This is a genomic window from Petralouisia muris, from assembly GCF_004793545.1.
In the GTDB taxonomy this organism is placed as follows: domain Bacteria; phylum Bacillota; class Clostridia; order Lachnospirales; family Lachnospiraceae; genus Petralouisia; species Petralouisia muris.
Genome location: NZ_SRYA01000009.1, coordinates 50,335 through 76,422 on the forward strand (window position 1 = coordinate 50,335; position 26,088 = coordinate 76,422).

General features: G+C 45.8%; 21 protein-coding genes. 15 read left to right on the top strand and 6 right to left on the bottom strand.

The window, feature by feature from the left end:
* Positions 1-156 precede the first annotated feature (156 nt).
* The 4 genes from E5329_RS05930 to E5329_RS05945 form a co-directional block, all read right to left on the bottom strand.
* Complete coding sequence (locus E5329_RS05930) at positions 157-801, bottom strand: YczE/YyaS/YitT family protein (RefSeq protein WP_275443062.1); 645 nt, start codon at positions 799-801, stop codon at positions 157-159.
* Complete coding sequence (locus tag E5329_RS05935; protein ID WP_135988667.1) at positions 798-3,026, bottom strand: alpha-galactosidase; 2,229 nt, start codon at positions 3,024-3,026, stop codon at positions 798-800. The genes E5329_RS05930 and E5329_RS05935 overlap by 4 nt, the downstream gene beginning before the upstream one ends.
* A 21-nt stretch (positions 3,027-3,047) precedes the next feature.
* Complete coding sequence (melB, locus tag E5329_RS05940; RefSeq protein WP_275443063.1) at positions 3,048-4,463, bottom strand: melibiose:sodium transporter MelB; 1,416 nt, start codon at positions 4,461-4,463, stop codon at positions 3,048-3,050.
* Between the two features lie 168 nt (positions 4,464-4,631).
* The gene (locus tag E5329_RS05945) at positions 4,632-5,546 is read right to left on the bottom strand and encodes an AraC family transcriptional regulator (protein ID WP_135988668.1); all 915 of its coding nucleotides are present in this window, start codon (positions 5,544-5,546) and stop codon (positions 4,632-4,634) included.
* A gap of 236 nt (positions 5,547-5,782) precedes the next feature.
* Here E5329_RS05945 and E5329_RS05950 point away from each other — a divergent pair, with 236 nt between their 5' ends.
* The 4 genes from E5329_RS05950 (at position 5,783) to E5329_RS05965 (ending at position 11,716) form a co-directional block, all read left to right on the top strand.
* Positions 5,783-6,037, top strand: a complete 255-nt coding sequence (locus tag E5329_RS05950) for a helix-turn-helix domain-containing protein (protein ID WP_135988669.1) — start codon at positions 5,783-5,785, stop codon at positions 6,035-6,037.
* 153 nt (positions 6,038-6,190) lie between these two features.
* Positions 6,191-7,396, top strand: coding sequence for a glucose-1-phosphate adenylyltransferase (locus E5329_RS05955; RefSeq protein WP_135988670.1), 1,206 nt, complete (start codon positions 6,191-6,193; stop codon positions 7,394-7,396).
* Positions 7,393-8,535, top strand: a complete 1,143-nt coding sequence (gene glgD, locus E5329_RS05960; RefSeq protein WP_135988671.1) for a glucose-1-phosphate adenylyltransferase subunit GlgD — start codon at positions 7,393-7,395, stop codon at positions 8,533-8,535. The genes E5329_RS05955 and glgD overlap by 4 nt, the downstream gene beginning before the upstream one ends.
* A gap of 181 nt (positions 8,536-8,716) precedes the next feature.
* Positions 8,717-11,716 (top strand): DEAD/DEAH box helicase, encoded by a 3,000-nt coding sequence (locus E5329_RS05965; RefSeq protein ID WP_135988672.1) that lies wholly within the window; start codon positions 8,717-8,719, stop codon positions 11,714-11,716.
* Between the two features lie 80 nt (positions 11,717-11,796).
* On the opposite strand, the gene E5329_RS05970 is transcribed toward E5329_RS05965, so the two are convergent.
* Together E5329_RS05970 and E5329_RS05975 are read right to left on the bottom strand one after the other, a co-directional pair.
* Positions 11,797-13,092, bottom strand: coding sequence for a sensor histidine kinase (locus E5329_RS05970; protein WP_135988673.1), 1,296 nt, complete (start codon positions 13,090-13,092; stop codon positions 11,797-11,799).
* A 60-nt stretch (positions 13,093-13,152) separates the two neighbouring features.
* Positions 13,153-13,836 carry a response regulator transcription factor gene (locus tag E5329_RS05975; RefSeq protein ID WP_135988674.1) on the bottom strand — a complete coding sequence of 228 codons (684 nt, stop codon included), beginning with the start codon at positions 13,834-13,836 and terminating at the stop codon, positions 13,153-13,155.
* 291 nt (positions 13,837-14,127) lie between these two features.
* On the opposite strand from E5329_RS05975, the gene E5329_RS05980 reads away from it, so the two are divergent.
* The 11 genes from E5329_RS05980 (at position 14,128) to E5329_RS06030 (ending at position 26,064) form a co-directional block, all read left to right on the top strand.
* Complete coding sequence (locus E5329_RS05980; RefSeq protein ID WP_135988675.1) at positions 14,128-16,551, top strand: ABC transporter substrate-binding protein; 2,424 nt, start codon at positions 14,128-14,130, stop codon at positions 16,549-16,551.
* A 16-nt stretch (positions 16,552-16,567) separates the two neighbouring features.
* Positions 16,568-17,497 carry a carbohydrate ABC transporter permease gene (locus E5329_RS05985; RefSeq protein ID WP_135988676.1) on the top strand — a complete coding sequence of 310 codons (930 nt, stop codon included), beginning with the start codon at positions 16,568-16,570 and terminating at the stop codon, positions 17,495-17,497.
* 8 nt (positions 17,498-17,505) lie between these two features.
* Positions 17,506-18,519: a carbohydrate ABC transporter permease gene (locus tag E5329_RS05990; RefSeq protein WP_330571986.1), complete on the top strand. Its 1,014-nt coding sequence runs from the start codon at positions 17,506-17,508 to the stop codon at positions 18,517-18,519.
* A gap of 100 nt (positions 18,520-18,619) precedes the next feature.
* Complete coding sequence (locus E5329_RS05995) at positions 18,620-20,182, top strand: efflux RND transporter periplasmic adaptor subunit (protein ID WP_135988677.1); 1,563 nt, start codon at positions 18,620-18,622, stop codon at positions 20,180-20,182.
* Entirely contained in the window at positions 20,179-21,291 is a 1,113-nt protein-coding gene (locus tag E5329_RS06000; protein ID WP_135988678.1) for a hypothetical protein, read from the top strand. Before E5329_RS05995 ends, E5329_RS06000 begins: the two co-directional genes overlap by 4 nt.
* Before the next feature lie 188 nt (positions 21,292-21,479).
* On the top strand, positions 21,480-21,737 hold the full coding sequence (locus tag E5329_RS06005; protein WP_275443064.1) for a DUF4321 domain-containing protein: 258 nt from the start codon (positions 21,480-21,482) through the stop codon (positions 21,735-21,737).
* A gap of 46 nt (positions 21,738-21,783) precedes the next feature.
* Entirely contained in the window at positions 21,784-22,137 is a 354-nt protein-coding gene (locus E5329_RS06010) for an arsenate reductase family protein (protein ID WP_135988680.1), read from the top strand.
* Between the two features lies 1 nt (position 22,138).
* On the top strand, positions 22,139-22,414 hold the full coding sequence (locus E5329_RS06015) for an acylphosphatase (RefSeq protein ID WP_135988681.1): 276 nt from the start codon (positions 22,139-22,141) through the stop codon (positions 22,412-22,414).
* A 31-nt stretch (positions 22,415-22,445) separates the two neighbouring features.
* Positions 22,446-23,912 carry a polyphosphate:AMP phosphotransferase gene (gene pap / locus E5329_RS06020; protein WP_135988682.1) on the top strand — a complete coding sequence of 489 codons (1,467 nt, stop codon included), beginning with the start codon at positions 22,446-22,448 and terminating at the stop codon, positions 23,910-23,912.
* 146 nt (positions 23,913-24,058) lie between these two features.
* Complete coding sequence (locus E5329_RS06025; RefSeq protein WP_135988683.1) at positions 24,059-24,772, top strand: LytR/AlgR family response regulator transcription factor; 714 nt, start codon at positions 24,059-24,061, stop codon at positions 24,770-24,772.
* A gap of 77 nt (positions 24,773-24,849) precedes the next feature.
* Entirely contained in the window at positions 24,850-26,064 is a 1,215-nt protein-coding gene (locus tag E5329_RS06030; protein ID WP_275443065.1) for an ATP-binding protein, read from the top strand.
* Positions 26,065-26,088 lie beyond the last annotated feature (24 nt).

The window sequence follows — 26,088 nt, forward strand, 5'->3', positions numbered from 1 at the left end:
GTTATGATTCGGCCAGCATATATATCGGGAATCCGTGGTAAGCTGTCAGACAGATTTATTGTAACACATGAAAATCTGTCTGACAAAATAATTCCTCCAACTTGTCGTATTATTTTTTCGGAAAATCTGTTGGGGACAGGAACGGCAGGGAACGTTTTATTTTAATAATTTTTCAAATCTTTCCCGGAAAAATTGTATCAGCGGCCCGTTGCAGCAGGCGTTGACAATGGTTCCAAGTCCCACAATCTCCCAAATATTATTCTTTGCCAAAAGGCAGAAAGTAATTCCTATCACAATTACAATCAAATCAGAAAGCACCCGCGCCACACGGAAGGAAACCCTCTCCTTTGTATATTTTGTTACAATGAACGCAACACTGTCGTAAGGGGCGATTCCCATTTCTGCCACCATATAACACGCACATCCAAGGGAGGCGAACAAAGTGCCCAGAGCCAGCAGAAAGATACGCAGAGGCGTTGTTACGTGAAGTCCCATTTGTTCTAAGCACAGCCAGCAGAGAAAATCTGCCGTATATCCCACACAAACCATGTTGACAATGGTTCCAAGCCCGATGCAGTGCCGTACGGTAAACCACACAATTATAAGCAGTACGGCATTTACGATAAGCTGCCAGGTGCCGAAGGACATTCCCACAAAGCCGCTGACGCCCAGGTTCATGCAGGAAAAAGGGTCTACTCCGAAACCGCTCATCCGGTAGGAAGCCACGCACATGCCAATTAACAGGATTCCAACAAGCATCATCAGGATCCGGGCAGGACTGTATTTTTTTTCGCTGTTCAAGGCTCATCCACCTCCAGGACATAAATTCTGGATTCAAAGTCACTGGGGGGCAGGGCGTCTGCCGGAACCTGACCTGCCGTGTCGTCGCTGGTAATCAGTCCTGCATGCATCAGCTCATCGCCGTAATGGCACAGTCCGGTGTTTTTATTCCGGTAGCAGTACTGGGGATTCAATCCCTCCAGACGCACACGGGTATAGGAGGCATTGACACAATTTAAGGTTCGATACCAGCCCACCAGAGCGGTTTTCTGATCCTGGCTTACCGCCATCCATACCGTTTCATTGCCCTCAAAAGGACTTTTCAGGCGGTAGAATGTTCCAAATTGCAGCACGTTTCGGTACTGTTTCATAAAGGCAATCTGTTCTTTTACTTCTTCCAGTTCTTCTTCTGTTAATTTATTAAGATCCAGCTCATAACCGAAAGTGCCGAAATAAGCCACATTTGCCCTTGTGTGAAGGGGCGTGTTACGGAAGACCTGATGGTTGGGGGTGACAGATACGTGGGCGCCCATGCTGCTGACTGGATAGCACATGGAGGTTCCGTACTGAATTTTCAGCCGTTCTATGGCGTCGCTGTTATCGCTGACCCAACCCTGAGGAGCATAATACAGCATGCCGGGATCGAATCTTCCTCCGCCGCTGGCACAGGACTCGAACAGAACTTCTGGAAATTCTTTGGTCAGCCGTTCATACAGGTCATACACGCCCAGAATATATCGATGGTACACTTCCCCCTGCCGGTCTGGGGGCAGAGCGGCGGAATAGCATTCGGTAATGCTGCGGTTCATATCCCATTTAATGTAGGAAATCTTTGATTCCCGTAAGATTTTGGACATCTGCTGATAGATGGCAGACACCACCTCTTTCCTGGAAAAATCCAGTACATACTGGTAACGGCCATGGGAAGCGGGCCGATCTGGAGTGGCGATGATCCAGTCTGGATGGTCTCTGTAAAAATCAGAATCCTTGTTCACCATTTCCGGTTCAAACCAGAGACCGAATTTTAATCCGAGATCTTCGATTTTTTCAGAAAGTCCCTGGATGCCCCGGGGCAGACGTTCAGGATTAGCGGTCCAGTCCCCAAGACCTGCTTTGTCGCTGCTTCGGGCGCCGAACCAGCCGTCATCCAGTACAAACAGTTCCACGCCGCATTCTTTTGCTTTTGCGGCAATTTCCACCAGCCGTTCTTCTGTAAAATCAAAATAGGTCGCTTCCCAGTTATTGTTTAAAATGGGCCTTACCCTGTCCCGCCAGTATCCTCTTGCAAGACGCTTCTGATACAGTTTGTGGAAGGTCTGGCTCATATGGTTTAAGCCCTGATCCGTATAGACCATCACCGCTTCCGGCGTCTGGAAACTTTCGTCCCTGTCTAATTTCCATGAGAATGTTTCTGGATCAATTCCAGCCAGAATACGGAGGGTTTCGTGGGCGTCCACTTCTGCCTGAATGCGGAAATTGCCGCTGTAAATCAGAGAAAATCCAATGGCTTCCCCCTGGCGTTCGCTGGTATCTTCCCGTTTTAATACGAGGAAAGGATTATGCTCGTGGGAGGAATTGCCCCGCATGCTTCCTATGGACTGAACGCCTGGTTCCAGATTTCTTCTGTGGATATGGCATTCCCTTGCCCAGCATCCAGAAAGCTGCAGCCATTCATAGTTCCGATCCGGCAGGTCCAGAGAGAGGCTCATGGCGCGTTCCAGCTGTACTGGAGCTTTCCCCTGGTTGCAGAAGCGGACGCTGCGGGTGAGAATGCCGCCTTGACAGAAAATGGTATAGAAAAGCTCTGCACAGACGCCGGAGGTCTCATCCTTCAGAGACAGAATTAAGGTTTCTGCTTCCTCTTCGGATTCAGTATAGGTTGCCGGAAGCCCCTTTAATGCGGGCTTCCCTTTTGTAATTGTATGTCCCTGGTATTTAAAATCCAGAATCCGGCTGCCGTTTTGCTGGCGGATGTCTACGGCGGGCTGGCGGTAATCGGTTGTGCCGAATACGGGGTATTCCTGGCGGATATGCTCCAGGGAAAAGGTTCTGTCATTTTCATAGAGGTAAGAAGTCATGGGCCGTTCACAGGTTTCCAGCAGGTAGGAAAAATCCTCTTTGTCACGGATTTTTTTCCCAAAATACAACTGGCCCATATGACCGTTTGACATGACTGTCATAAGATAGCTGATGGAATCGTTGTGCAGATGAAATGTTTTGCTGTTTTCGTGATAAATAATACTCATGGGTTCCTCCTTGCCGGAATTTCAGGCATTCCGGCTGTGTATTTCGTTTAATTTTGCAGTTACCTCTTCCATTTTTTGTCCCTTTAAAATATAGTAACGTTTATAAATCATATAGCTGATTGCTGCGAGGATGATGGGAATTACAATCATCATGATACGGATACCAAAAACTGTGCCTGCAGACTGTGTTTCCAACTTGGCGTTATATCCTACAATCTGAAGCCCTACGCCGGAAAGTCCGCCTGCAGCAGCCGTTGCCGCTTTCATAAGGAACGTCTGTGCGGAACAGGTCACGCTTTCGTTTCTTACGCCGAATTTTACTTCGCCATAGTCGATTACATCAGCCATGCAGCAGGTGGTTACCCCTAAAGAAAGGCCGGAACCGAAGAAAATAAATGCGCAGCTTATGATAACGAATACAGAGCTTTTCGGTGCAAGAAAACCGAAGGCGCCAAGCAGGGCAAAGCCCAGAATCGGCAGAAAGCAGGCTGCAAAGTATACTTTTTCACGGCTGATTTTTTCAGCGATTTTCGGAAACGCCACAAGGCCCAGCATTTCAGCAATAATTGCAAATCCAAAAATGGAGTACAGGTACTCGTTGCCGCAGACATTTTTGAAGTAGTATACGGCGAAGCTCTTGGCAATCTGTGTGGATAAGTTAAACGTGAGGAGCAGGCCGATAAATGCGATTAACTGGTCGTTTTGCAAGATAATGGTAAACGCTTGCTTTAAGCTGGTTTTTGTGGATTTATTTCCAAGGGTAGATTCTTCTTTTACATTGCAGACGGTAATTCCGATGGTGACAATAAAGATAACTGCAATGATAATGGCGAATGTGGTATAGCCGTGTTCTGCATAGAGGTTCTCTTCCCCTGCCGCCCGGTTCAGGCCGTGGATGACATAGAGGCCGAAGGTTGCCACGGAAAATCCTGCAAGGCTGGCAAAGAATCTGGGGATAACTGATACCTTTTCGCGCTCTCTTGGATCATTGGTCAGGTTTGGCAGCCAGGACCAGTAGGGCACGTCCATAATTGTGTAGGTCATGCCGTATAATATGTACATAATGGATACATAAACATAAAGGGCGGTTCCTTTTAATTGAAAACTGTGGAACAGCAGTACAAATACCACAGAGTTGAGCAGCGTGCCCACAATCAGCCAAATGCGGAATTTGCCGTAGCGTGATTTGGTATTGTCTACGATCATTCCCATTACCGGGTCGTTTACTGCGTCCCAGATGCGCGCCACAAAGAATAAAACTCCTACAAACGCCGGGGCCAGATACAGAGTATCCGTAAAATACAGCATCAGAAACGCCCCTACCAGATTTACAATGGCGTCTTTTCCGATTGCCCCGATTCCAAAACAATACTTTTCCCGTGTTGATACATGCTTATAAGTTGGATTTGCAGCTTTAGTTGTTTCCTTACTCATCATAATATCCTCCAATGTTCTCTTATGGTTGTAAATATTAAGTGAGAAGATTTGTGCGCACATGTTTCTCTCTCAACTTACTTGTATTATACTTGCAGAAAGAAAAATCAGGTAGCGCATTTTGTTGCCGAAAACAGTCAAAATGTTTCCAAAGTTATTGTTAGAGACATTTTACCGCTGTTTTTGATGAAGTTTTTGAAAGGTTTGTTCTGCATTTAATTCTTCCAGCAGCGACTGGTTTTCTTTTAAATTTTTCTGAATCATGTTCTGATGTTCTTTGCGGTAAAGGGTGGGCACGCAGCCGGTATTTTTCTTAAAGGCTTTGGAGAAAACAAGGGCGTCCTGATAGCCGCAGGATAATGCGACGTTTTCAATGGACAGTTTTGTGATGCTTAACAATTCCTTTGCCCGGGAAATCCGAAATTTTGTCAGAAATTCCTGGGGCGACATCTGGAGGGAATTTTTAAAAAGCTTGTACAGGTAGCTGCGGTTGACGCATAAATGATTGGCAATGTCTGTCACCTTGATATCCGAGGAATAGTGGTTGCGAATGTAGCTGATGGCCCGATCCACATAAAAATTTTCCATGGATTCCATTTCCTCCTGTGCTGACACGTCCCGGGAGAGAATTTCAAAAAAGCCGTACAAAAGGCTTTGCAGCCGGTACTGGCTGGTAACAGAATCATCCTGACATTTCATCATCTGCAAGATCAGATGCTTCAGCTCTTTCCCCTGGCTGGAGCGGAAGGTAAGCTGCCGGCTGTTTAAGCCAAGATCTTCTAAATATTCTCCGGCGTGCCTGCCGGAAAATCCCACCCAGAGGTAGCTCCAGGGCTGTGCCTTGTCTGCCTGATAGTAAGTGAGCACATCCGGTTCAATTAAGAATCCTTCTCCTGCTTCCAGACAAAACTTATGTTCGCCAGTTTGATAGATTCCTTTTCCGTCCATAATATAATGGATAAGATAATTAGGACGGGCGGCAGGCCCGAAGCTGTGCAGGGGTTCGCATTGGGCATAGCCGCAGAAACAGAGGAAAAGGTCTTTGAATTTGGAATCGGAAATTTCTAACACATATGCGTTTTCCATAGGGAAACCTCCTTTGTGTTTTACGATCTGAAATATTTTGAATGTCTGCGTCCTGAAATTGGAAAGCCTTGGCCTTGAGTTTTATTTTACACAGGAAAGAGAAGAGGCGCAAGGGTATTTCGATAAGAATCTGCTCTTTGATGGAAATGTCGGAAACAGTAACACGCGACAATAATTATAGATAACATATGATCTATTTTTGGCTTAAAAAGGCAAAAAGGGTTAAAATATTATCTATGGATAACTTTATTTTTTTGAAGTCGCCGGATAGGGTGAAAACAGAGATTGCAGGCAGGATGCGGGAGCGGAGAAAGGAGAAGAAATTATCACAGGTTCAGTTAAGTGAGCGTTCGGATGTAAGTCTTGGCTCGCTGAAGCGTTTTGAACGGACGGGAGAAATATCATTATCCTCTTTTGAGAGATTTTTCGTGAAAATTGCGGATTCAGGGGAAGGATATAAGAAAAAAATGTCAAAATGGTGCAGACAATAAAAAAGGAAAGGTTTTTATGGTAAAATTGCAATAATTTGTTTACAAAAAAGTCATAATCCTGTACAATAATAACAATGGGACTGGGGCATTTTAACAGTAACGTTTGAACGGCCCAGAACCAAAATTAATAATCAAAAGCAAAGGAGAGAGAAAATGGGTAAAGAAATGATAGCTATGCTTCTTGCCGGTGGACAGGGGTCCCGTCTTTATGCGCTGACCCAGAAGCTGGCAAAACCAGCCGTTCCCTTCGGCGGGAAATACCGCATAATTGACTTCCCGCTGTCAAATTGTGTAAATTCTGGAATTGATACGGTAGGTATTCTGACGCAGTACCAGCCACTGGTTTTAAATGAGTATATTGGAAACGGGCAGCCGTGGGATTTGGACCGTCTGTACGGCGGAGTGCATGTGCTTCCTCCATATCAGCAGGCGTCCGGTTCTGACTGGTACAAGGGTACGGCAAATGCGATTTACCAGAACCTTTCATTTATTTCACGGTATGACCCGGAATATGTTATCATCCTTTCCGGCGATCAGATTTGTAAACAGGATTACAGTGATTTCCTCCGGTTCCATAAGGAAAAAGGCGCAGAGTTCTCTGTAGCGGTTATGGAAGTGCCGTGGGAAGAAGCACCCAGGTTCGGATTGATGGTTGCAGATGAAAATGATAAGATTACGGAATTCCAGGAGAAGCCCAAGGAGCCCAAGTCAAATCTGGCATCCATGGGTATTTATATTTTTAACTGGGATATTCTGAAAAAATATCTGGAAGAGGACGAGGCAGATCCGGAATCCGAGAACGACTTTGGCAACAATATTATTCCAAATCTTCTGAAAGATGAAAGAAAGATGTACGCTTACCGGTTCAGCGGCTACTGGAAAGATGTAGGAACCATTTCTTCCTTGTGGGAAGCCAATATGGAAGTTCTTGATCCGGAAAACAGCGGAATTAATCTGTTTGATGAAAAATGGAAAATTTACAGCCGAAACAGCGGTATGACCGGCCATAAAATTAATGCAGGCGCATCCGTGGAAAATTCCATGATTACAGACGGCTGCAATATCTCCGGCTCCATTAAGCATTCGATCTTGTTTGCAGGCGTAAAGGTGGAAGACGGCGCAGAAGTGGAAGACGCCGTAATTATGGGCAATACGATTATTAAGGCAGGCGCGAAAGTAAAACATTGTATCATAGCAGAGAATGTAATTATCGGGCAGAATGCCGTAGTGGGACAGATGCCGGAAGGAGAATCCGCAGGCGTAGCAACGGTAGGGCCTGGCGTTTATGTAGGCGATGATGCTGTAATCGGGCCGGATGCCATGGTAAGTGATAATGTAAAGGATGGTGATAAACGATGATGAATAGCAACACCAATGCACTGGGCATTATTTTCCCCAATGCTTATGATGAACTTGTACCGGAACTGACCAGTGAACGGCTGATGGCTTCCATTCCTTTTGCTGGCCGTTACCGTATGATTGACTTTGTGCTTTCTAGTATGGCAAACTGCGGAATTGACAATATTACCGTATTAGTACGTGAAAATTATTTCTCTCTGCTGGATCATTTGGGCTCCGGCCGTGAATGGGACCTGTCCCGTAAGAACGGCGGATTGAATATATTCCCGCCCTATGCCCAGAAAAACATGGAAATATATACAGGCCGGGTTGGCATGCTTGGCAGTATTCTGGGATTCTTAAAAGCTCAGAAGGAAAAGTATGTGGTATTGTCAGACACAAATATTGCCTTTAATTTTGACTTTAAAGCATTGCTGGATGCACATATCGAAAGCGGGGCAGACGCTACCATTGTTTACACGAAGGAAGAACTTCCGGAAAGCATTATGAAAGCGGAGGAGCTGAATAAAGGAAGCTATTATACTCTGGATTTGGATGGGGAACGTGTGAAGAGGATACATATTAATCCTCAGGAGCCAGGCATGCAGAACTTTTCCATGAATGTGTATGTATTTGAAAGAGAACACCTGATTGATTTGGTAAATGAAGCATTTAAAGCAGGCGGTTTATATCTGGAGCGTGATATTTTAATGCCTCAGCTGAACGAACTGAAAGTAAATGCTTATGAATATAAAGAATATGTAGCGCGCATCGGCAGCCTGAAAGAGTATTTCGATGAGAGCATGAAGCTGTTAGAGGATGAGAATCTGGAAGAGCTTTTTGGTAAAAATCCGATTTACACTAAGATCCGTGACGATAACCCAACCCGTTATATCAACGGTTCTTCTGCCAAGAACGTAATGGTAGCTGACGGCTGCGTTATTGAAGGTGAAATTGAAAACTGCATCTTGTTCAGAGGCGTAAAAGTAGGTAAGGGCGCAAAGGTGAAAAATGCGATTCTGATGCAGGATACTGTAATTGAAGCCGGCGTAAATGCAGAATATGTCATTACCGATAAAAAGGTAAAGATTTCAGAAGGAAAAGAAATCAAAGGCGCCAATACAAAGCCCTTCTTCGTAAGAAAGAAAGAGGTAGTTTAGTATTTACCATGAGGAGGGACCCAGCCCAACCCATAAGAGCGCTCAAAGAGCAGAAAGCTGGGAGGAGCCCTGATGGTTTGTTCAACAGCCACTACGCAGAAAGCTGGGAGGGATTCTGATGGTTCCTATTCCCCCTCTAGTTCTTCATAAATAATCAGCCAACATAAGCAGGAGACAAAAAATGGATAGAAAAATACCAGAAGAAGATACACGTAAGAGAAATGGAAAAATTCTGTCCACCGGCTCTTCTGCCAGCAAAGGCATTGCGCCGGGACGCAGCAGCAGTTATGGGTTGACCCGCCTGATCCGCCAATACAAAGAGAAAGAACGTCTGGCCTTTCAACAGGCAGAATTAAAGGGCGCCATAGATTTGGTTCCTCTGCTGTCTGTCAGCTACGGACAGCTCCAGGTGGAATTTAAAATCGGGGGAAAACGGAAATACGTGCTGAAAAATATCATGACCTTTGCCAATGCCATGCGGCGCGGGGATCTGGTTTCTTATGGGAAGGAACTGGAATTTTACCACCTTCCGGAAGCGTTTACAGAAAGAGGCAGAGCCTTGGCGGAGTTTCTTGTTATGGTGGCAGATAACCGCATCAGAAACAGGCAGACATTGAGTTACTACCATAAGGATGATAACCGGTATGTCCACATCCACAGCGGGAACATGGACGAATTTTTCCAGGCTGTGGGAACGGAGGAATTTCAGACAGAAACCAATTTTAATTCCTGGCAGATGTACCATATTTCCGATGAGCCATACCAGCCGCTTTTGTCTGTCCGGGGACAGGAAGACGGGGCAGTGCTGGAACAGGAAGAAATGTTTTATACCTTCGGCAATCGGTATGGATATCTGTGGAAAGATTGCGTTATTTACCGGATGCCTATGGAGCAGGTTCGGGAAATCCGTCCTTTTTGGGAATACATGAGCGAATATAAATATCGGGAATGCTTTGTGTCCCAGGGGGAACTGCCCGCATTTTGCCGGGAACTGCTGCCGGTGCTTAAGCGGCATTATCAGATTAAGAGGTATGGGTTTCAGGAGAATCAATATCTGCCGCCGGAGCCGGAGTATGAGATTTATCTGGACGCGCCGGATAAGCAGACAGTAACCTGTGAAATGTACGTGCGCTATGAAGAACTGAAATACAATATTTTAGACAAACCCCGCATAATTGAGAACCGGGATGAGCTGGCGGAATTAAAGCAGCGGGAACGAGTGCGTGTCTGGTTCCAGAATATGGATTTTCAGAAAAAGCAGATGGTTCTTGCGGGGGATGATGAGAAATTATATGCATTACTGACGGAAGGGATGGAAGAACTGGGCAGAGTTGGAAATATCTTCGTCAGCGATGCCTTAAAATCCATTCAGGTAACCCCTTCACCCGCCGTTTCCGTGGGGGTGTCACTCAAAGGGGAACTGCTGGAATTGACCCTGGAAAGCGAGGATATGCCTCTTTCGGAATTGATAGAAATCCTTTCCTCCTATCAGCGGAAACGGAAATTTTTCCGATTAAAAAATGGAGATTTCCTGAGTATGGAGGAAGACGGGCTGGCCGTCCTCTCCAAAATTCAGGAAGGGATTATGGTTCCTGCCAGCCAGTGGAGCCAGGGCAGCATCACCCTTCCCAAGTACAGGGCCTTATACCTGGATGGAGAATTAAAAGACCAGAACCGTTTTCATGCAGCAAAGGACAGAAAGTTCAAAGCGCTGGTTCGGAACATGAAAACGGTGGAGGATAATGATTTTGAAGTGCCGAAATCTTTGGAAAAGGTACTGCGCGAGTACCAGAAACAGGGATTTTTGTGGCTGAAAACCTTACATGTCAATGGATTCGGCGGAATTCTGGCAGATGATATGGGATTAGGGAAAACTCTGCAGGTAATTGCATTTCTGCTGTCAGAACAGGAGAAGCTGCAGGAGGATGCAGTTTTGTCAGAAAAATTTGCGCTGATTATCTGTCCTGCATCACTGGTGTATAACTGGAAGAACGAAATTGAGAAGTTTGCGCCTGGAATGCATGCAATGACTGTGACAGGAACAGCGCCTGAACGCAAGGAAATCATTGATTCTGCCGGGAAGCTGGATATCTTGATTACCTCTTATGATTTGCTGCGCAGAGATGAGGAATTTTATGAAGGATACAGCTTTTGCCATGAAATCATTGACGAGGCTCAGTATATCAAAAACCACAATACCAGGGCGGCAAAAGCGGTGAAAAATATCCGGGCAGGGTTTAAGGCGGCTTTGACCGGAACGCCTATTGAAAACAGGCTCAGTGAGCTGTGGAGTATTTTTGATTATCTGATGCCGGGATTTTTATACATTTACAGCCGTTTTCGGGATGAAATAGAGATTCCCGCGGTGACAGAGCAGGACGATGAAAAAAGAGGGCACCTACGGAAAATGATCCGTCCCTTTGTCCTGCGCCGTTTAAAAAAAGATGTGCTGAAAGATTTGCCTGCGAAACTGGAAGAAGCAGTATTTGCAAGGATGGAAGAGGAGCAGGAGAAACTTTACACTGCCCATGTGCAACGTATCAAACTGATGCTGGAGGGGCAGACGGAAGCAGAATTTGCTTCCGGAAAAATACAGATTTTGGCAGAGCTGACAAGACTGCGCCAGCTTTGCTGCGATCCGTCGCTGGTGTATCAGAATTATCAGGGAGAGTCGGCGAAATTGCTGATGTGCATGGATCTGATGAAGAATGCAATAGACGGCGGGCACAGGATACTGTTATTTTCCCAGTTTACCTCCATGTTTTCCATCCTGCAGGAGAGGATGCAGAAAAAAAACATTCCGTTCCTGACTCTGACGGGAGCAACTCCCAAAGAGCGGCGGGCGGAACTGGTGGATTCTTTCCAGCAAGGAGAAGTTCCGGTGTTTTGCATTTCCCTGAAAGCAGGAGGCACCGGACTGAACCTGACTGCTGCGGATATTGTGATCCACTATGATCCATGGTGGAACGTGGCAGTGCAGAACCAGGCTACCGACCGGGCTCACAGGATTGGGCAGAAAAATTCTGTGACCGTGTACAAGCTGATTGCCAAGGATACGATTGAAGAGAAAATCCTGAGACTGCAGGAGAAGAAGAGTGAATTGGCAGAGCAGCTTTTAGGACATGAAGGGTTCGAAGGGGTGAAGTTTACGAAAGAAGAGATGCTGGAACTGTTGGGATAGAGAAGACTGGAACTCTCAGTTGGTTCACGGGTATAAAAAGGCGCTGCAGCAGGAATAGGGATTTTTGCTGCAGCGTTCTTTTATTTGAAATGCAAATTCAATTCCACCACAAAAGTAGCCCCGCCTCCCGGAGTATCCTCAATCCACAGTTTTCCTCTGTGCATTTGAATGATTTCCCGGGCAATGCAAAGGCCCAATCCAAAATGGGACTTGTCTTTATGAGATTTATCACATCGGTAAAACCGTTCAAAAACAGCTTCTTTTTCCGTATCCGGAATACCCACTCCATTGTCTGCAATCCGAAACGTCAGTTTGTCTGAAGAATTTTTTAAAGAGAGGGAAATGCATCCTTCCTTTGGCGTATAGCTGATAGCGTTGTCTAAAAGGATTGCAAATACCTGTTCCATACGTTCCTTGTCGCAAAGGCAGGGCCGTACTATTTCCTCCGGTAAGAAAATCTGCAGGGAAATACATTTTTTCCGCGCCAGCGGTTCGAACTTTTCATAAGCAGACAGCAGCAGCGTGTCCAGCTCCACAGGTTTTTTGCGAATGGCAAAATGAGAACTGTCTGTGCCGGAAAGGGTCAGCATATCTTCAATCAGACGGCCCATGCGCTTTCCTTCTTGTTCTATGGTTTCCGAAAAATGCGCAGCTTCCGCGGGGGAGGCCTGCTTCATCGCTGACAGGCAGGAAAGCATGACGGTCAGCGGGGAGCGGAGCTCGTGGGAAGCCGAGGCCACAAATTCTGCCTGTTTCTGGCGGCTGACAGCCAGAGGCTGAATCATGCGCCAGGTAAAAAACCAGAAAAATACACTCAGTAGAAGGACTCCAAAAATATCTGCTCCTGCAAACAGAAGTCTCTGAAAGAGAACTCTTTTGTGCAGACCTGACATTGAATAGAGGACGGCAATGTTCAGGGCTCTTTTATTTTTGGGAATCAGAACCATTGCGCCATAGTAGGCTGTTCCGTTGATGGTCAGTTCAAATTCCTCATGAGTGGAAAGGATAGAATCTGCTGTGACAGATTCCTCAAGAATTCCATAATCTGTTTTGGCTTTCTGCCGCACCTGGTTAAAATACGCTTCATCCATAGAGCTGGGGGCTAAAGCATCAAATACCAGTCTGGAGCCATTGTCCCGAATGTCCAGTTCAAAGTGAGTGTCAGCACAAAATTGACTGATCCAGGCGTAAGAAATGACGGTCTGGTTTTCCAGGTGGTTTACCAGCATATTAACATTAATTCGGAAGTCTGCAAAATTCCGTTTTCTGGATTCTTTTTCTGAAACTGACAGGCAAATCAGAGACATTAAAACAAGAATCATGCCGCAGATTAAAGTACAGAACAAGGTTAACTGTACATGAAGTTTTTGAAACATTGAGTACCTCCGGTGGATTTAGTGGTATGGGATATGATAAGTCGGGTGTTATCCGGCAGTTTATGGGTCGCAGGAAATTTCTAATTGATAGCCAATTCCCCGGATGGTTTTCAGCTGCAGGGAGCTTTGGACGCTTTTGAGCCTGCGGCGGAGGAAATAGATATAGTTGTCCAGGTTGCCGTCTTCCACTTCTGTATCCGGCCCCCAGACTTTGGCTAACAAAGAAGCCCGGGGGATTGTTTGCTCCGGATTTCTTAAGAAAAATTCCAGTAAATCTCCTTCTCTGGCGGAAAGGGAGCAGGAATTGTCTTTGCAGCAGAGCTTTTTCTGGTCGATATCATAGGAAATGTCGCCTAATTCCAGGGGTTTTTTGCCCTCCCATTTGGAGGGGCGTCTTAAGATGCATCGGATTCTGGCAAGCAGTTCTTCAAAATCAAAAGGCTTTACCAGATAGTCGTCTGCTCCGCAGTCCAGTCCTGTGATTTTGTCATTTAATGCGCCTAAAGCTGTGACAAAAATGATAGGAGTGGAAATATTTTTCTCCCGGGTAATTTTCAGAACGGAAATGCCGTCCAGAATGGGCAGCATCCGGTCAAGCAAAATCAGGTCGTGGGATTGCTGTTCAATAAAATGCAGTCCTTCTTCGCCGTCGTGGCATACATCCGTTTCAAAATGATTGCGTTCCAGCTGGAAACGAAGGGTTTCTGCAAGGGATTTGTCATCTTCTATAATTAGTATACGCATTTTGTGCTCCTTTGAAGTGGAAAAATTGTTTGGTGGGTGTTGAACAAACCATCAGGGCTCCTCCCAGCATGCCGCGTAGTGGGTGTTGAACAAACCATCAGGGCTCCTCCCAGCTTTCTGCTTTTTGGTCGCTCTTTTGTTTATGGCTGGGTCCCTCCTCATGGTTAATATTACCACAAAAGTCTCTAAATAATCTCTAAAATTTTTTGCTCTGTTTAGAGGGAGATTAGAGGTTGCTGTGATATTCTGTTTCCAGATTCCAAATCAGGATGACAGCTAGGAGGTAAGAAAATGAAGTATGGAAAGTTAAAACGCGCGGCAGGAATCTTGTTATCATTTACATTGATTCTTGGGAGCCTTGCCGGCTGCAGTGGAAAAGACAATGGCGGCGCCGGGAATGCTGGAGGAAATCCTACAGGAGGAGCCAGCGGAGAAGAAGGCGGCGAACAGGCCATGGGCCGTTTTCTGGAGGAAGATGTGACGCTGCCTATTGTGTTTGGCAATATTTACGATATGAGGAAGCTGGAAGACGGAACCATTCGGATTATTGGGAACAATGCGGATAATGGCACAGAAACGGTCTGGGATTCCAAAGACTCTGGGGAGAATTGGGAAAAAGCTTTTGACGTTCCCAAAGAACTGCAGGATGCAGGAAATGGCTATATTGATTATGCGGCCCTTTCGTCCGACGGACAGTCTGTATGGGTTTATAATCAGATTGGGGACGGCGGAATCAAACCGATTTTGTATCTGTTAAGCAAGGAAGGAAGCCTAAGTGAGATTCCTTTCGAACTTCCGGCGGCAGAATCGGCGGGTGGAGGAGCTGCCCAGTCTTTTTCGTCAATCGTTTCTCTCAATGAGGAAGACGAAGAGAGCGGTGAGGGAGACGAAGAGAGCGGTGAGGGAGATGAACCTAGCTCAGAAAGTAATGAATCAAGTGTGAAAAATCTGATTACAGCAATTAGTTTTCTGGGGAATGATCAGATTCTGGCAACGGATATGACAGATAAAATTTTCCAGATCAACGCAGCAGACGGAAGCGTGAAGCAGACTTATGATTTCAGTGATGTGGAAGATAGCCATCAGGTGTTTGCAGCGGGTAAGAAAATGCTTGTGGTGACAAGCACGGAAGCCCTGGTATATGACACAGAAACAGGAGAACAGCAGCAGACGGAGGAAGCCTTGCAGCAAAGCGTGGCAGAAAGCGGTTTTTTTAATGCAGTTGACAGCATAGATGCAGGGGAAACCATTTATTATCTCACTGGAAAAGGACTGTTCCACTATAAATTCGGCGGCAGCGTCATGGAGCAGCTAATTGACGGTTCTGTAAATTCCCTTGGAGCTCCGGCCTTTTATCCCATAGCGCTGACGATGCTGGATGAACAGAATCTTCTGGTGGCGGCAAGTGATTTAAACTCTGATGCGGGAGCTGGCATGGCTTTGTTAAAATATACCTGGTCTGCAGATACTCCTGCCAAGCCGGATAAAGAGCTGAAAGTATATTCTCTGTATAATAACAGGGAACTGCGTCAGGCAGTCAGCAGTTTCCAGAAGGCCCATGTGGATATATATGTCAATTATCAGGTTGCGATGTCGGAGGAGAACGGCACAACAGTTTCTGACGCGCTGAAAACTTTGACCACAGAGATCATGGCTGGAAAAGGGCCGGATCTGATGCTTTTGGACGGCATGCCGGTAAAAACTTATATCGAAAAGGGCATTTTAAAAGATTTGTCATCCATTTTGGAGGATAAAAGCAGTTATTTTGAGAATATTCTGAATGCTTATCAGGATGGACAGGAACAGCTCTGTGCAGTTCCGGCAAGATTTATGATTCCGGTGGCTCAGGGAAGCAGCGCCAATTATACGCCGGGAGAGGATTTTGACACGTTTACAGCGAAACAAGGTATTTTAGCCAATATGGACCCGGAAGCGCTGGTTGAAAAGTTCTGGTACAGCTGCGGTGCGGCTTGGCAGAAAGAAGATAAGACATTAGATGCAGGAAAGATAACGGAATTTTTATCAAAGCTTAAGAATGCTTTTGGAGAATATGACAGCAGCGCCATAGATGATTCCACATCCATGACTATCAGCCAGGGCGGAGCGGTCAATGAGCTTCAGAAAGTATCCTTAAGCTGGGGAGATTTTGACCTGGCATTTGGAAGAATTAAGGTAAACCCAGGATTATTCGGACGGATGGATTACGGCATAATGAGTGCAGTAAATGACAAACTGGAAGGAGGAGACTACGGCTTGATGCCGGGGCAGGCAGAGAATGTATTTGTACCTGCCATGATACTGGGAATCAGCAGTAAGGCAGCCCAGCCGGAGGAGGCAGAAGAATTTGTTAAATATCTGTTCTCCCAAGAGGCTCAGAAGATATCCCAGTTTGGAGGATTCCCGGTAGAAAAGGAAGCTTTTCAAAGTGTCGTTGACGGTCATGAATATGCCGACAAAGAGAGACTGGTAGGAGTAATGGGAAGCGGCGGAGTGAATCCTGACGAGAAACTGGATTATGCATTGACGCCTACGCCGGAGGAAGAAGTCCAGAAGCTGATAAGCCTTGCGGAATCACTGACCACTCCGGCCTTACAGGATGATGTGATCAAAGAAGCGGTTGTAGAACAGGGAGCAAAAGTTCTGAAGGGAGAACTGTCTCCGGAAGAAGGAACGGACGCCATTATGCAGAAGGTAAATATTTATCTGGCAGAATAAGTCGAAGGAAAAGAATATGCATGGGACAGCGAAAAAGTTTTTAAAAGACACATGGGATACATTATGGAATCCCAGTAAGGTAAAAAATATTTTTGAAAAATCAGGAACTCATAGAAAATGGCAGGGATTTCTGTGGATATTGCCCAGCTTTCTGGGAGTGATGGCGTTTTACCTATTGCCCTATGCAGACGTTGTCCGCCGCTCCTTTTTAGGGGCGGTAGATAACAGCTTCGTTGGACTTGCAAATTACCGCATGATTGTGGAAAATACTGCATTCCTTCTGGCAGTGAAAAATACACTGCGATTTACGGTATTTTGCATTCCGCTGCTGATTATAACAGCCCTTGTGTGCGCAGTGATTTTGTATCGGAGCAAATACGGAGGTTTTATCAAAAGCGCTTTTTTGATGCCGATGGCGCTGCCGGCCGTTTCTGTTGCGCTGGTATGGAGGCTTTTGTTCCATTCCCAGGGATTATTGAATTACTGGCTTTCACATCTGGGGGTGGAAGGAAAAGACTGGATGAACGGATCTTATGCCTTTTGGATTCTGGTGATTAGTTATATCTGGAAAAATCTTGGATACGATATTGTATTGTGGATGGCAGGGCTTGCTGGAATCTCAGAAAATATTTATGAGGCGGCAAAGGTGGACGGGGCAGGAGAATGGCAATGTTTTTGGAAAATCACGCTGCCCAATTTAAAACCTTCCCTGTATACGATCACCGTATTGTCTTTTCTGAATTCCTTTAAGGTATTTCGGGAGGCATATCTGGTTGCCGGGGATTATCCCCACGAAAGCATTTATATGATGCAGCATTTATTTAATAACTGGTTCCGTTCTTTTTCCTTTGACAAGATGGCGGCAGCGGCAGTGTCAGAGAGCGTGATTTTGCTGGGATTAATTTTATTGTTACAGAAAGCCTGGGACAGCGGGAAAGAGCAATAGGTGACAGGATGCGGAAAAAGAAAATAGAAGATAAAGTGCTTGAAATACTTGGATTGGAAATTCAGAATTCCCAAAGAGAGACGGAGGGTTTTGCTCTGGAAGAATGGGAGATGGAAGAGGAAGACTGGATGGAAAAATTAGTATTTCAAAAAATAGCAGGTAAGTTAAAAACCCTGCATATGGGAAAAGTGATTCTCTGGGGCATATTAACTCTGTTGGCAATTGTGGCTCTGTATCCGGTATTTTTCCTGATATCTGGCTCTTTTATGGGAAAAGATGAACTGGGAGCCTGCCTGGGAGCAGTGATTTCAGGAAAGCAGGGATATGCGGATTTTCCCCTTTTGCCCAGCTTTCCCACCCTGTGTCATTATGTGGAAATTTTTCTGGATTCACCGGAATTTTTCGTAATGTTCTGGAACTCTATAAAAATCACATTTGGCGTTTTGGCGGGGCAGCTTGTGGTGGGAACTGCGGCGGCGTGGGGATTTGCCAAATATGAATTTCCCTGGAAAAAAGGTTTTTTTCTGATTTATATGATTTTAATGCTCCTGCCCTTTCAGGTATTGATGCTTTCCGATTATTTAGTGCTGGACCGGCTGGCTTTAACGGATAATCTGTGGGGAATTATCCTGCCGGGAATTTTCTCCACCTTTCCGGTATTTATTATGTATCGCTTTTTTACGGAGATACCGGACAGCTTGCTGGAATCCGCAAGACTGGACGGGGCCAGGGAGTGGCAGCTGTTTCTCTATCTTGCATTGCCCATTGGCTCCTCAGGAATTATTGCATCTATGGTTCTTGGATTTTTGGAATATTGGAGCCTGATTGAACAGCCCTTGACATTCCTGAAAGAAAAAAGCCTGTTTCCCTTATCTGTTTTTCTGCCGGATATTACATCCGTGAGCCAGTCCGGCATGGCCTTTGCGGCGTCAGTGGTTACATTTTTTCCGGCGCTGATGGTATTTTTAGGCGGTCAGGATTATTTGGAACAGGGAATTATGGCAGGCGCAGTGAAGGAGTAGGAAGCCGTGAAAGAGGAAGCGGCCTTAATGTGCAAAGCCGGCTGATAAATTCGCTGGCCGCTCAGGTGAATAGAACAGTACACTGGAAAGGAACAGACAAATGGTTAGAAAAAAGGTTTTTGGAATATTCAGCGGTTTTCTGGCAGTGATGCTGCTGTTTACCATTTTGTCAAGGGCCGTAAGCGGGGCGTCCATGGCAAGGGTAGAAACGGTAAGGATTGCGACAGGAACGATTGATCACAAGGTAAACGGAAGCGGCACGGTGGAAGCCGGAAAAGAAATTGCCGTATATACAGAAAGCGGACAGCGGGTGAAGGAAATCTGTGTCCGGGAAGGCCAGGCGGTGGAAGCGGGAGAGGTGCTGTTTACCGTTGACCTGGATGAACTGGAAGAACAGATTTTGGCGGCGCAGCAGGAATTGGAAAAATCGAAGCTGCAGAACCAGGACGCTGCAAGCTCCAGAAATGTGGAATTGCAGAATCGGCAGCGGGCCCAAAGCAGGGCTTCGGAGGATTATAATCAGGCGGTAGCCAGCGGTGACGCATCGGTAGCCCAGGCAAAAGCGGCCTGGGATCAGGCGGAGCAGGAGTTGCAGAGTTTTCTGGCGGCAGGCCCGCCCGCTGCAAGCGCTGGAGAAAGCAGGATGAAACAGGAAACAGTCGGGGAAGCGGGAGCGGCAGGAAATGACGGAGAAGATATGGGAGATGCAGGCTCTGCTCACAGCCCTCAAAGGGATGAAAATGAACAGGAAGCAGGAGAAGGCAGCAGCCCAGAGCAGGATGAGAAGGGAGCGGAAAGCAGCCAGCCGGAATCAACGGAAAATGGGCAGAATGCGGAAGATGAAATTGCAGCCTGGGAAGCAGAAAAAGCCCGGTTAGAGCAGGCAGCGACAGAGGCAAAGGCAGCCTATGAAGCTGCAGTAGCCTCTCGGACAGAAAACGTAAAGACAGCGGCAAGGGCTTTAGAGGATGCAAATGCGCCGGCAGCGTCCGACAGCACATCCAGACAGAATGAAATTACCAGCCAGCAGCAGGAACTTGTTTTGGATAAGCTTCAGGATTTGAAACATGCAGAAGGTAAGATTACGGCGCCTGTGCAGGGAGTTGTAACAAATATTGCCATTACCACGGGAGATTTTACCACAGAGGGAACGGCTATGCGTCTGGCAGACGCTTCTCAGGGAAGCAGGCTGGTGGCTTCGGTGGATAAGTCCAATGAAAAATATGTCAGCAAGGGATGCCAGGTGAACATCAGTGTTGCCGGTATCAAAGAAAAAATTACCAGTTACACGGTAACCAGTGTAACGGAAAATGAGGGAGATCCCACGCTTTTGGATATTGTAATTGACATGCCTGACGGAGGATTGGAAACAGGTACGCGGGCAGAGATTGAGATTGTCCAGAAATCGGAAAATTATTCCACAGTTATTCCAATTCAGGCCCTTCATGAAGAACAGAACGGATATTATGTTCTGGTGATGGAGGAAGAACAGGGCGTTATGGGAAAAGAACTGGTTGCCAAGCGTTATGAGGTAAAGGTTCAGGATAAAAACAGTGTCAATGCAGCATTGGAAGACGGACTTCTCACATCGGAACAGGAGATTATCAGCAGCTCCAGCAGAAGCATTGGGGATGGAAGCCGTGTCAGGAAGATGGATGAATGAGTATGAAAATAGACATAAAAAAATATGGGAAATATCTGTTTCTGGCAGGAATGGGCGGACTGGGTTTTCTTTTGTTTTATCTGGCTGCCGTTGCCTGGTGCAGCATGCTCTGGGCTAGGGATAGTGCGCTGTTTTACCTGGAAGAGCCGATTTCTGTAGAAGAGGCGTTGAAAATATCAGAGCAGAATCAGAAAATAGCCGAACTCTGGAGACAGGGGGGCAGCGAGCAGGGCGTGCCTTTGAATTTCTGTATCTGGGGCCAGAAGGAAAATATTACGGTTTCTAATGAAGAACTGTCCAGAGCTGTCAGTACAGATGTTATTTTTCTCTGCGGCAATCCGGAGCTTCTGTTTGAAGAGTCCAGGATTCCGGTGCAGGAGGATGATCAGGGATGCCTGATCAGCGAAGACGCAGCATGGGAGCTGTTCGGGAGCAGCCAGGTGATTGGAAAAGAAGTCCTCTGCCAGGGGAAAAGCTATATTATCAGAAATGTGATTCCGGCAAAGGAGAAGATTCTGGCCTTTCAGGCGGGCAGTCTTATACAAAGGAGTCAGGAACTGTCTGCAGAGGGAGAAGAAAAGCCCTCTGTGGATTCTGTTTTCCAGAGAATTACGGTGCAGAAGCCCGAGGGAAGCTCCCTGCGGGAGCTGCAGATGATTTGGGTCAGCCAGTACGGCCTGAATCCACAGGGATTGGATACAGAATTGCTGCGGGGAATCAGCGGTATCCTGCTTTTGGTAATTCCGGTTACAGTGTGTATTTTCTTCTGGATTTTTCTGTATTGTCAGTATAAGGCTCAGGAGACGCTGCAGCAAAAAGCAGTGATGGCAGGGCTTTCTCTGGTTTTGGCGGCGCTGCTGATATTCTTTCTGGGGAAATGGGTGCGGATTCCGGATGAATATATTCCAACCTTATGGTCTGATTTTTCATTCTGGAGCCAATTATGGAAGGATAAGCTGGAAGGAGTCAGGCTGCTGATCCGAATACCCAAAGGAATCCCAGATTCTAAATGGATGGATGGCTTCTGGAGGGCGGCGGGATACAGCCTCCTGGCGGAGGCCGTGGCAGTGTTAGGGATTACTGGAGGAAGGCGAAAAAATTTTGATTGATTGGGCAGGCAGTTCCCCGGATGCTTTGCGTCGTTCGCTGCAGGAAGCAGAGCATGTTTGATAAAGTGCGCCAACAGCAGGAAGAGTTTCCTCTGTTGGCGCTTTTTTACGTATCATAGTTTGACTTTACCATAAGATTGTTTTAAAATAAAAAACAGATGAAACAGGAACATGAGGAGGATAGAAATTTGAAAATAAGGAGCAGTTGGGTTGTCATTTTTATTATGTTGATTGGGCTGATTCTGGGAACGGTGATTGGCAGTTACTGTGGAAGTATTTCGGCATTGAGCTGGCTGAATTATGGACAGGTATTTGGTCTGACAAGTCCCCTTGTGCTGGATTTGGGGGCGTTGGTTCTTACCCTGGGATTAACGATTAAGATAAATATTGCAAGTGTTTTGGGGATTGTCCTTGCATTTTTGTGTTATAAATTACTGGTAAGGTAAGGAAATGTTATATTATAATTACGGATCAGGAAAGGAAGCGAAAATCATGAAATGTACATTTATTGAATATCCCAAATGCTCCACCTGCAAGAAAGCAAAGCAGTGGTTAGAAGAGCATCAGACAGCATTAGAGGATCGGAACATCAAGGAGCAGAATCCAACCAAAGAAGAGTTAAAGGAATGGCATGAAAGAAGCGGATTGGATATCAAACGTTTTTTCAATACCAGCGGCATGCTGTACCGGGAGATGCAGTTAAAGGATAAACTGCCGGAAATGTCGTTGGAGGAGAAATACGAGCTGCTTTCCACAGACGGAATGCTGGTGAAACGTCCCATATTGGTGACAGAGAAAGGCATAACAACAGGATTTAAGCCGGAAGAATGGGAGAAGCTGTTATAAGATGGAAATAATTCGGGAACATTTGGTATTTACAGGAAGAGTGCAGGGTGTGGGATTTCGGTTCCAGGCAGGTCATTTGGCGAAGCATTATGGGGTGACTGGCTGGATACGGAATAATTATGACGGCTCTGTGGAGGCAGAAATGCAGGGTAGGGAGGAAGCGCTGGATCGGATCATCCAGTCTCTCCAGCAGGACAGCTACATCAGGATCGACTGGGTTACGCGGGACAGGATGGAGCCGGAACCTGGGGAACGGAGATTTTCTGTAAGATATTGACGGTTGATCATCATGAAAAGGAGGAGCAGTTATGTTAAAAAATTGGAACAAACCGGAACGGCCGGAGGAAGAGGAACTGGAGGAACGCCTGCAGGCGGCCAGAGCCAAACTTTCTGTGCAGCAGATGCAGATTAAGGAGCATAAACTGCCGGTATTTGTACTGTTTGAGGGGTGGGGAACTGCCGGAAAAGGCAGTATTCTGGGAAAGATTATCAAGGAAATCGATCCCAGGTTTTTCAAAGTTGCCACCATGGATATTCCAACGGAAGAGGAAAAACGCAAGCCGTTTTTGTACCGCTATTTTGTAAAGATTCCGGAAGCAGGCAAATTCTGTTTCCTGGATTCCGGTTGGATGGATGAAATCACCAAAGGCTGCCTTCACGGGGAACTGAAGGAGAAACAATACAAAGAACGAATCGACAGTGTAAAGCGTTTTGAGCGGCAATTGACAGACAATGGCTATCTTGTGATGAAATTCTTTTTTCACATCAGCCAGAATGAGCAGAAGAAACGGCTGAAAGGGTTGGAGAAAAATGAAACCACAAGTTGGCGGGTCAGTGAGAATGATACCTGGCAGAATAAGCATTATGATAAATGCCTGAAGGTCTATGATCAGTATTTAAGCGATACAAACGTATCCACTTCACCCTGGTATATTGTAGACGCCAAAAATAAAAAATGGGCTCAGCTTCAGGTGATTGAAACTCTGGTCAGCGGAATTGAAACCGCATTGAAAAACAGCGCAATGGCAGTGCCTCTTCTGCAGAATGTATTTCCAATGGAAAAAGTGCCGAAGCTGTCTGAGATTTCTCTGGATAAATCACTGACCGACGAGGAATACAAGCGGCAGTTAAAGGAGCTGCAGGATCGTCTGGGAATGCTGCATAATGAACTGTATTTAAAGAAAATCCCTGTGGTAATTGCCTATGAGGGCTGGGATGCGGCAGGAAAAGGCGGCAATATTAAGCGGATTACCGGAGCTCTTGACCCAAGGGGATATGAGGTGCACCCCATTGCAAGCCCGGAGCCTCATGAAAAGGCCAGGCATTACCTGTGGCGGTTCTGGAACCGTCTGCCCAAGACCGGACATGTGGCGATTTTTGACCGAACCTGGTATGGAAGAGTGATGGTGGAGCGCCTGGAGGGCTTTTGCAGTGAAAATGACTGGCAGAGGGCTTATAATGAAATCAATGAATTTGAAAAAGAATTGTCAGACTGGGGCGCAGTGATTATCAAGTTCTGGGTGCAGATTGACAAGGATGTTCAGTTAGAGCGGTTTACCGACCGTCAGAATACGCCGGAGAAGCAGTGGAAGATTACGGAAGAGGACTGGCGCAACCGGGATAAATGGGATTTGTATGAGACTGCGGTAAATGAGATGATGAAAAAGACCAGTACTGCCTATGCGCCCTGGCATGTGCTGGAATCCAATGATAAGAAATACGCCAGGATTAAGGCATTGAAGATTGTAATTGAAGAGATTGAGAAGGTTCTGTAAGCCATTGGAACTGCCGCATCAGGATAATATAAGATGAAGCTGTCTGCTCCTGTATGCGGCAGCTCTTATTTTGGCGTCTGTTCCAAAATGGGCAGGAAGAATTTGAGAGAACAGGCAGAGAAATTAAGTAAGGAGGAACCAGCATTATGTTTAAAACTGCAATTGTAGAAGATAATTCTGTGGATGCCGGGAAACTGAAGGATTTTCTGGAAAGGTTTGCAGCAAAAAGCGGAGAGGTTTTTATAACAACAGTTTTCAAAGATGCGGCGGATTTCCTGAATGGGTATAAGCAGATTTATGATATGGTATTTATGGATATTGAACTGCCTGGAATAAATGGAATGGAAGCAGCCCATAAGCTGCGGGCTGTGGACGGGAAGGTTACGCTGATTTTTGTCACCAATATGGCGCGGTTTGCGGTGAAAGGATATGAGGTGGACGCGGCAGATTATGTGGTGAAACCTGTGCATTATGGGGAATTTGAACTAAAAATGAAGCGGATCATAAGAAGGCATAAAGAGGCGGATGAGAGTATTCTGGTGGTGTGCCAAAGCGGTTATATGCGTCTGCTTCTACGGGAAATCAGGTATATTGAAGTTCAGGGGCATACTCTGATGTTTCACACGGAAACCGGGATGGTAAACGGAGGAGGAACCCTTTCTGAGACGGAAGCAAAGCTTGCAGGCAGAGGATTTTTGCGGTGCAATAAGTGTTATCTTGTGAATCAGCGACATATTGTTGCGGTAGAAGGCTATACCCTTAAAATGACTGGCGGAGAAGAAGTGCAGATTAGCCGGCCAAGGAAAAAGGCTTTTATGAGTGAACTGGCAGAGTCAATGGGAGATGGATGTGTGTTATGAATGCGATGTATCACTTTTTTGAAAAAAACGGGTATATATTTGAGATAATGCTTTCGAATTTTTGCTTTTTCTGGTGGATGGAAAAAAGAAAAAATTTTGGAGTAAAAGTGCTGCTGGCATTTTTTGTATTAATTGCAGCGTCAGTTGTTTCAGGATTTTTGCCCTTTGGGAATTTTATAAATAAAAGTGCAAGGACAGTCGTCATTTTTATCATTTGTATCTCAGGCGCCCAGTTTTGTTACCAGATAACGGCCAGCCGGGCGGCCTTTTATGCAACTGCAGCCAGCGTAGCCCAGCATTTTTCTTATAAATTGTCCAGAACGATTCTTATGCCGCTTTGGGCGGTTTGGAGGCGGCCAGGTTTTGAAACAGCGGCAAGATACAGCTATCCGGTTCTGTTTGTTGTGTGCCTGCTGCTTTGCTGCCTGATGTTTGGCAAAAAATTGCGCAGGGAAGGAATGGAACAATTGACAAGCTCGCCCACAGTTCTCTTTTTGCTTGTGGGAATGCAGCTGTGCACGAATATTTTTCAGAATTTTTTTGATGAGTATGAGATAGGCGTGGAGGTTTATACGATTATCAATTTGTTTGATATTATCACCTGTCTTTTTTTATTGGCGCTGCAGTGTGAAATTACCAAAAAAGAAAATGAGCAGATCCATAATGAGGTGATGAAACAGGTGCTTCATCAGCAGAAACAGCAGATGATAATTTCAAAGGAAAATATAGAATTAATCAATATCAAATGCCATGATATCAAGAATCAGATTTCCATGCTTGGAACCCATGTTTCACCGGAGGAAATCCGGGAACTGGAACGTGCAGTTAATATTTATGATACAACATTAAAAACAGGAAATGAAATATTTGATGTGATTTTAATGGAAAAGGCAATGGCGTGTGAAAGTAAGAATATCAGGTTGGACTGTATGGTAAATGGGGCAAGCCTGATATTTATGAAACAGTCAGATATTTATTCTCTGTTTGGAAACGCCCTGGAGAATGCGATTGAGGCAGCAGAGAAGATAGAGGATTTGGAAAAACGCTTTCTCAGTATTCGGGTATGGGAAGATAAGGGAATGCTGGTGATTCATGTTGAAAACTATTATTCGGGTGAGCTGGAATTTGACGGAGGGCTTCCGAAAACCACCAAAGAGGATAAACGGTATCATGGGTTTGGAATGAAAAGTATTCGTATGATTACGGAAAAGTACCATGGATACTTTTCGGTAAAATCCCAGGATGGAATCTTTGCGCTGAATATACTGCTGCCTATTTCAAAATCAGTTTAGGCGTGTTTTGGGATGGAGGAAACA

Bases quoted from the DNA above. Each gene is read 5' to 3' on its own strand.
- E5329_RS05935 (WP_135988667.1), bottom strand. From the start codon at position 3,026: ATGAGTATTATTTATCACGAAAACAGCAAAACATTTCATCTGCACAAC.
- melB (WP_275443063.1), bottom strand. From the start codon at position 4,463: ATGATGAGTAAGGAAACAACTAAAGCTGCAAATCCAACTTATAAGCAT.
- E5329_RS05945 (WP_135988668.1), bottom strand. From the start codon at position 5,546: ATGGAAAACGCATATGTGTTAGAAATTTCCGATTCCAAATTCAAAGAC.
- E5329_RS05950 (WP_135988669.1), top strand. From the start codon at position 5,783: ATGGATAACTTTATTTTTTTGAAGTCGCCGGATAGGGTGAAAACAGAG.
- E5329_RS05955 (WP_135988670.1), top strand. From the start codon at position 6,191: ATGGGTAAAGAAATGATAGCTATGCTTCTTGCCGGTGGACAGGGGTCC.
- glgD (WP_135988671.1), top strand. From the start codon at position 7,393: ATGATGAATAGCAACACCAATGCACTGGGCATTATTTTCCCCAATGCT.
- E5329_RS05965 (WP_135988672.1), top strand. From the start codon at position 8,717: ATGGATAGAAAAATACCAGAAGAAGATACACGTAAGAGAAATGGAAAA.
- E5329_RS05970 (WP_135988673.1), bottom strand. From the start codon at position 13,092: ATGTTTCAAAAACTTCATGTACAGTTAACCTTGTTCTGTACTTTAATC.
- E5329_RS05975 (WP_135988674.1), bottom strand. From the start codon at position 13,836: ATGCGTATACTAATTATAGAAGATGACAAATCCCTTGCAGAAACCCTT.
- E5329_RS05980 (WP_135988675.1), top strand. From the start codon at position 14,128: ATGAAGTATGGAAAGTTAAAACGCGCGGCAGGAATCTTGTTATCATTT.
- E5329_RS05985 (WP_135988676.1), top strand. From the start codon at position 16,568: ATGCATGGGACAGCGAAAAAGTTTTTAAAAGACACATGGGATACATTA.
- E5329_RS05990 (WP_330571986.1), top strand. From the start codon at position 17,506: ATGCGGAAAAAGAAAATAGAAGATAAAGTGCTTGAAATACTTGGATTG.
- E5329_RS05995 (WP_135988677.1), top strand. From the start codon at position 18,620: ATGGTTAGAAAAAAGGTTTTTGGAATATTCAGCGGTTTTCTGGCAGTG.
- E5329_RS06000 (WP_135988678.1), top strand. From the start codon at position 20,179: ATGAGTATGAAAATAGACATAAAAAAATATGGGAAATATCTGTTTCTG.
- E5329_RS06010 (WP_135988680.1), top strand. From the start codon at position 21,784: ATGAAATGTACATTTATTGAATATCCCAAATGCTCCACCTGCAAGAAA.
- E5329_RS06015 (WP_135988681.1), top strand. From the start codon at position 22,139: ATGGAAATAATTCGGGAACATTTGGTATTTACAGGAAGAGTGCAGGGT.
- pap (WP_135988682.1), top strand. From the start codon at position 22,446: ATGTTAAAAAATTGGAACAAACCGGAACGGCCGGAGGAAGAGGAACTG.
- E5329_RS06025 (WP_135988683.1), top strand. From the start codon at position 24,059: ATGTTTAAAACTGCAATTGTAGAAGATAATTCTGTGGATGCCGGGAAA.
- E5329_RS06030 (WP_275443065.1), top strand. From the start codon at position 24,850: ATGGAAAAAAGAAAAAATTTTGGAGTAAAAGTGCTGCTGGCATTTTTT.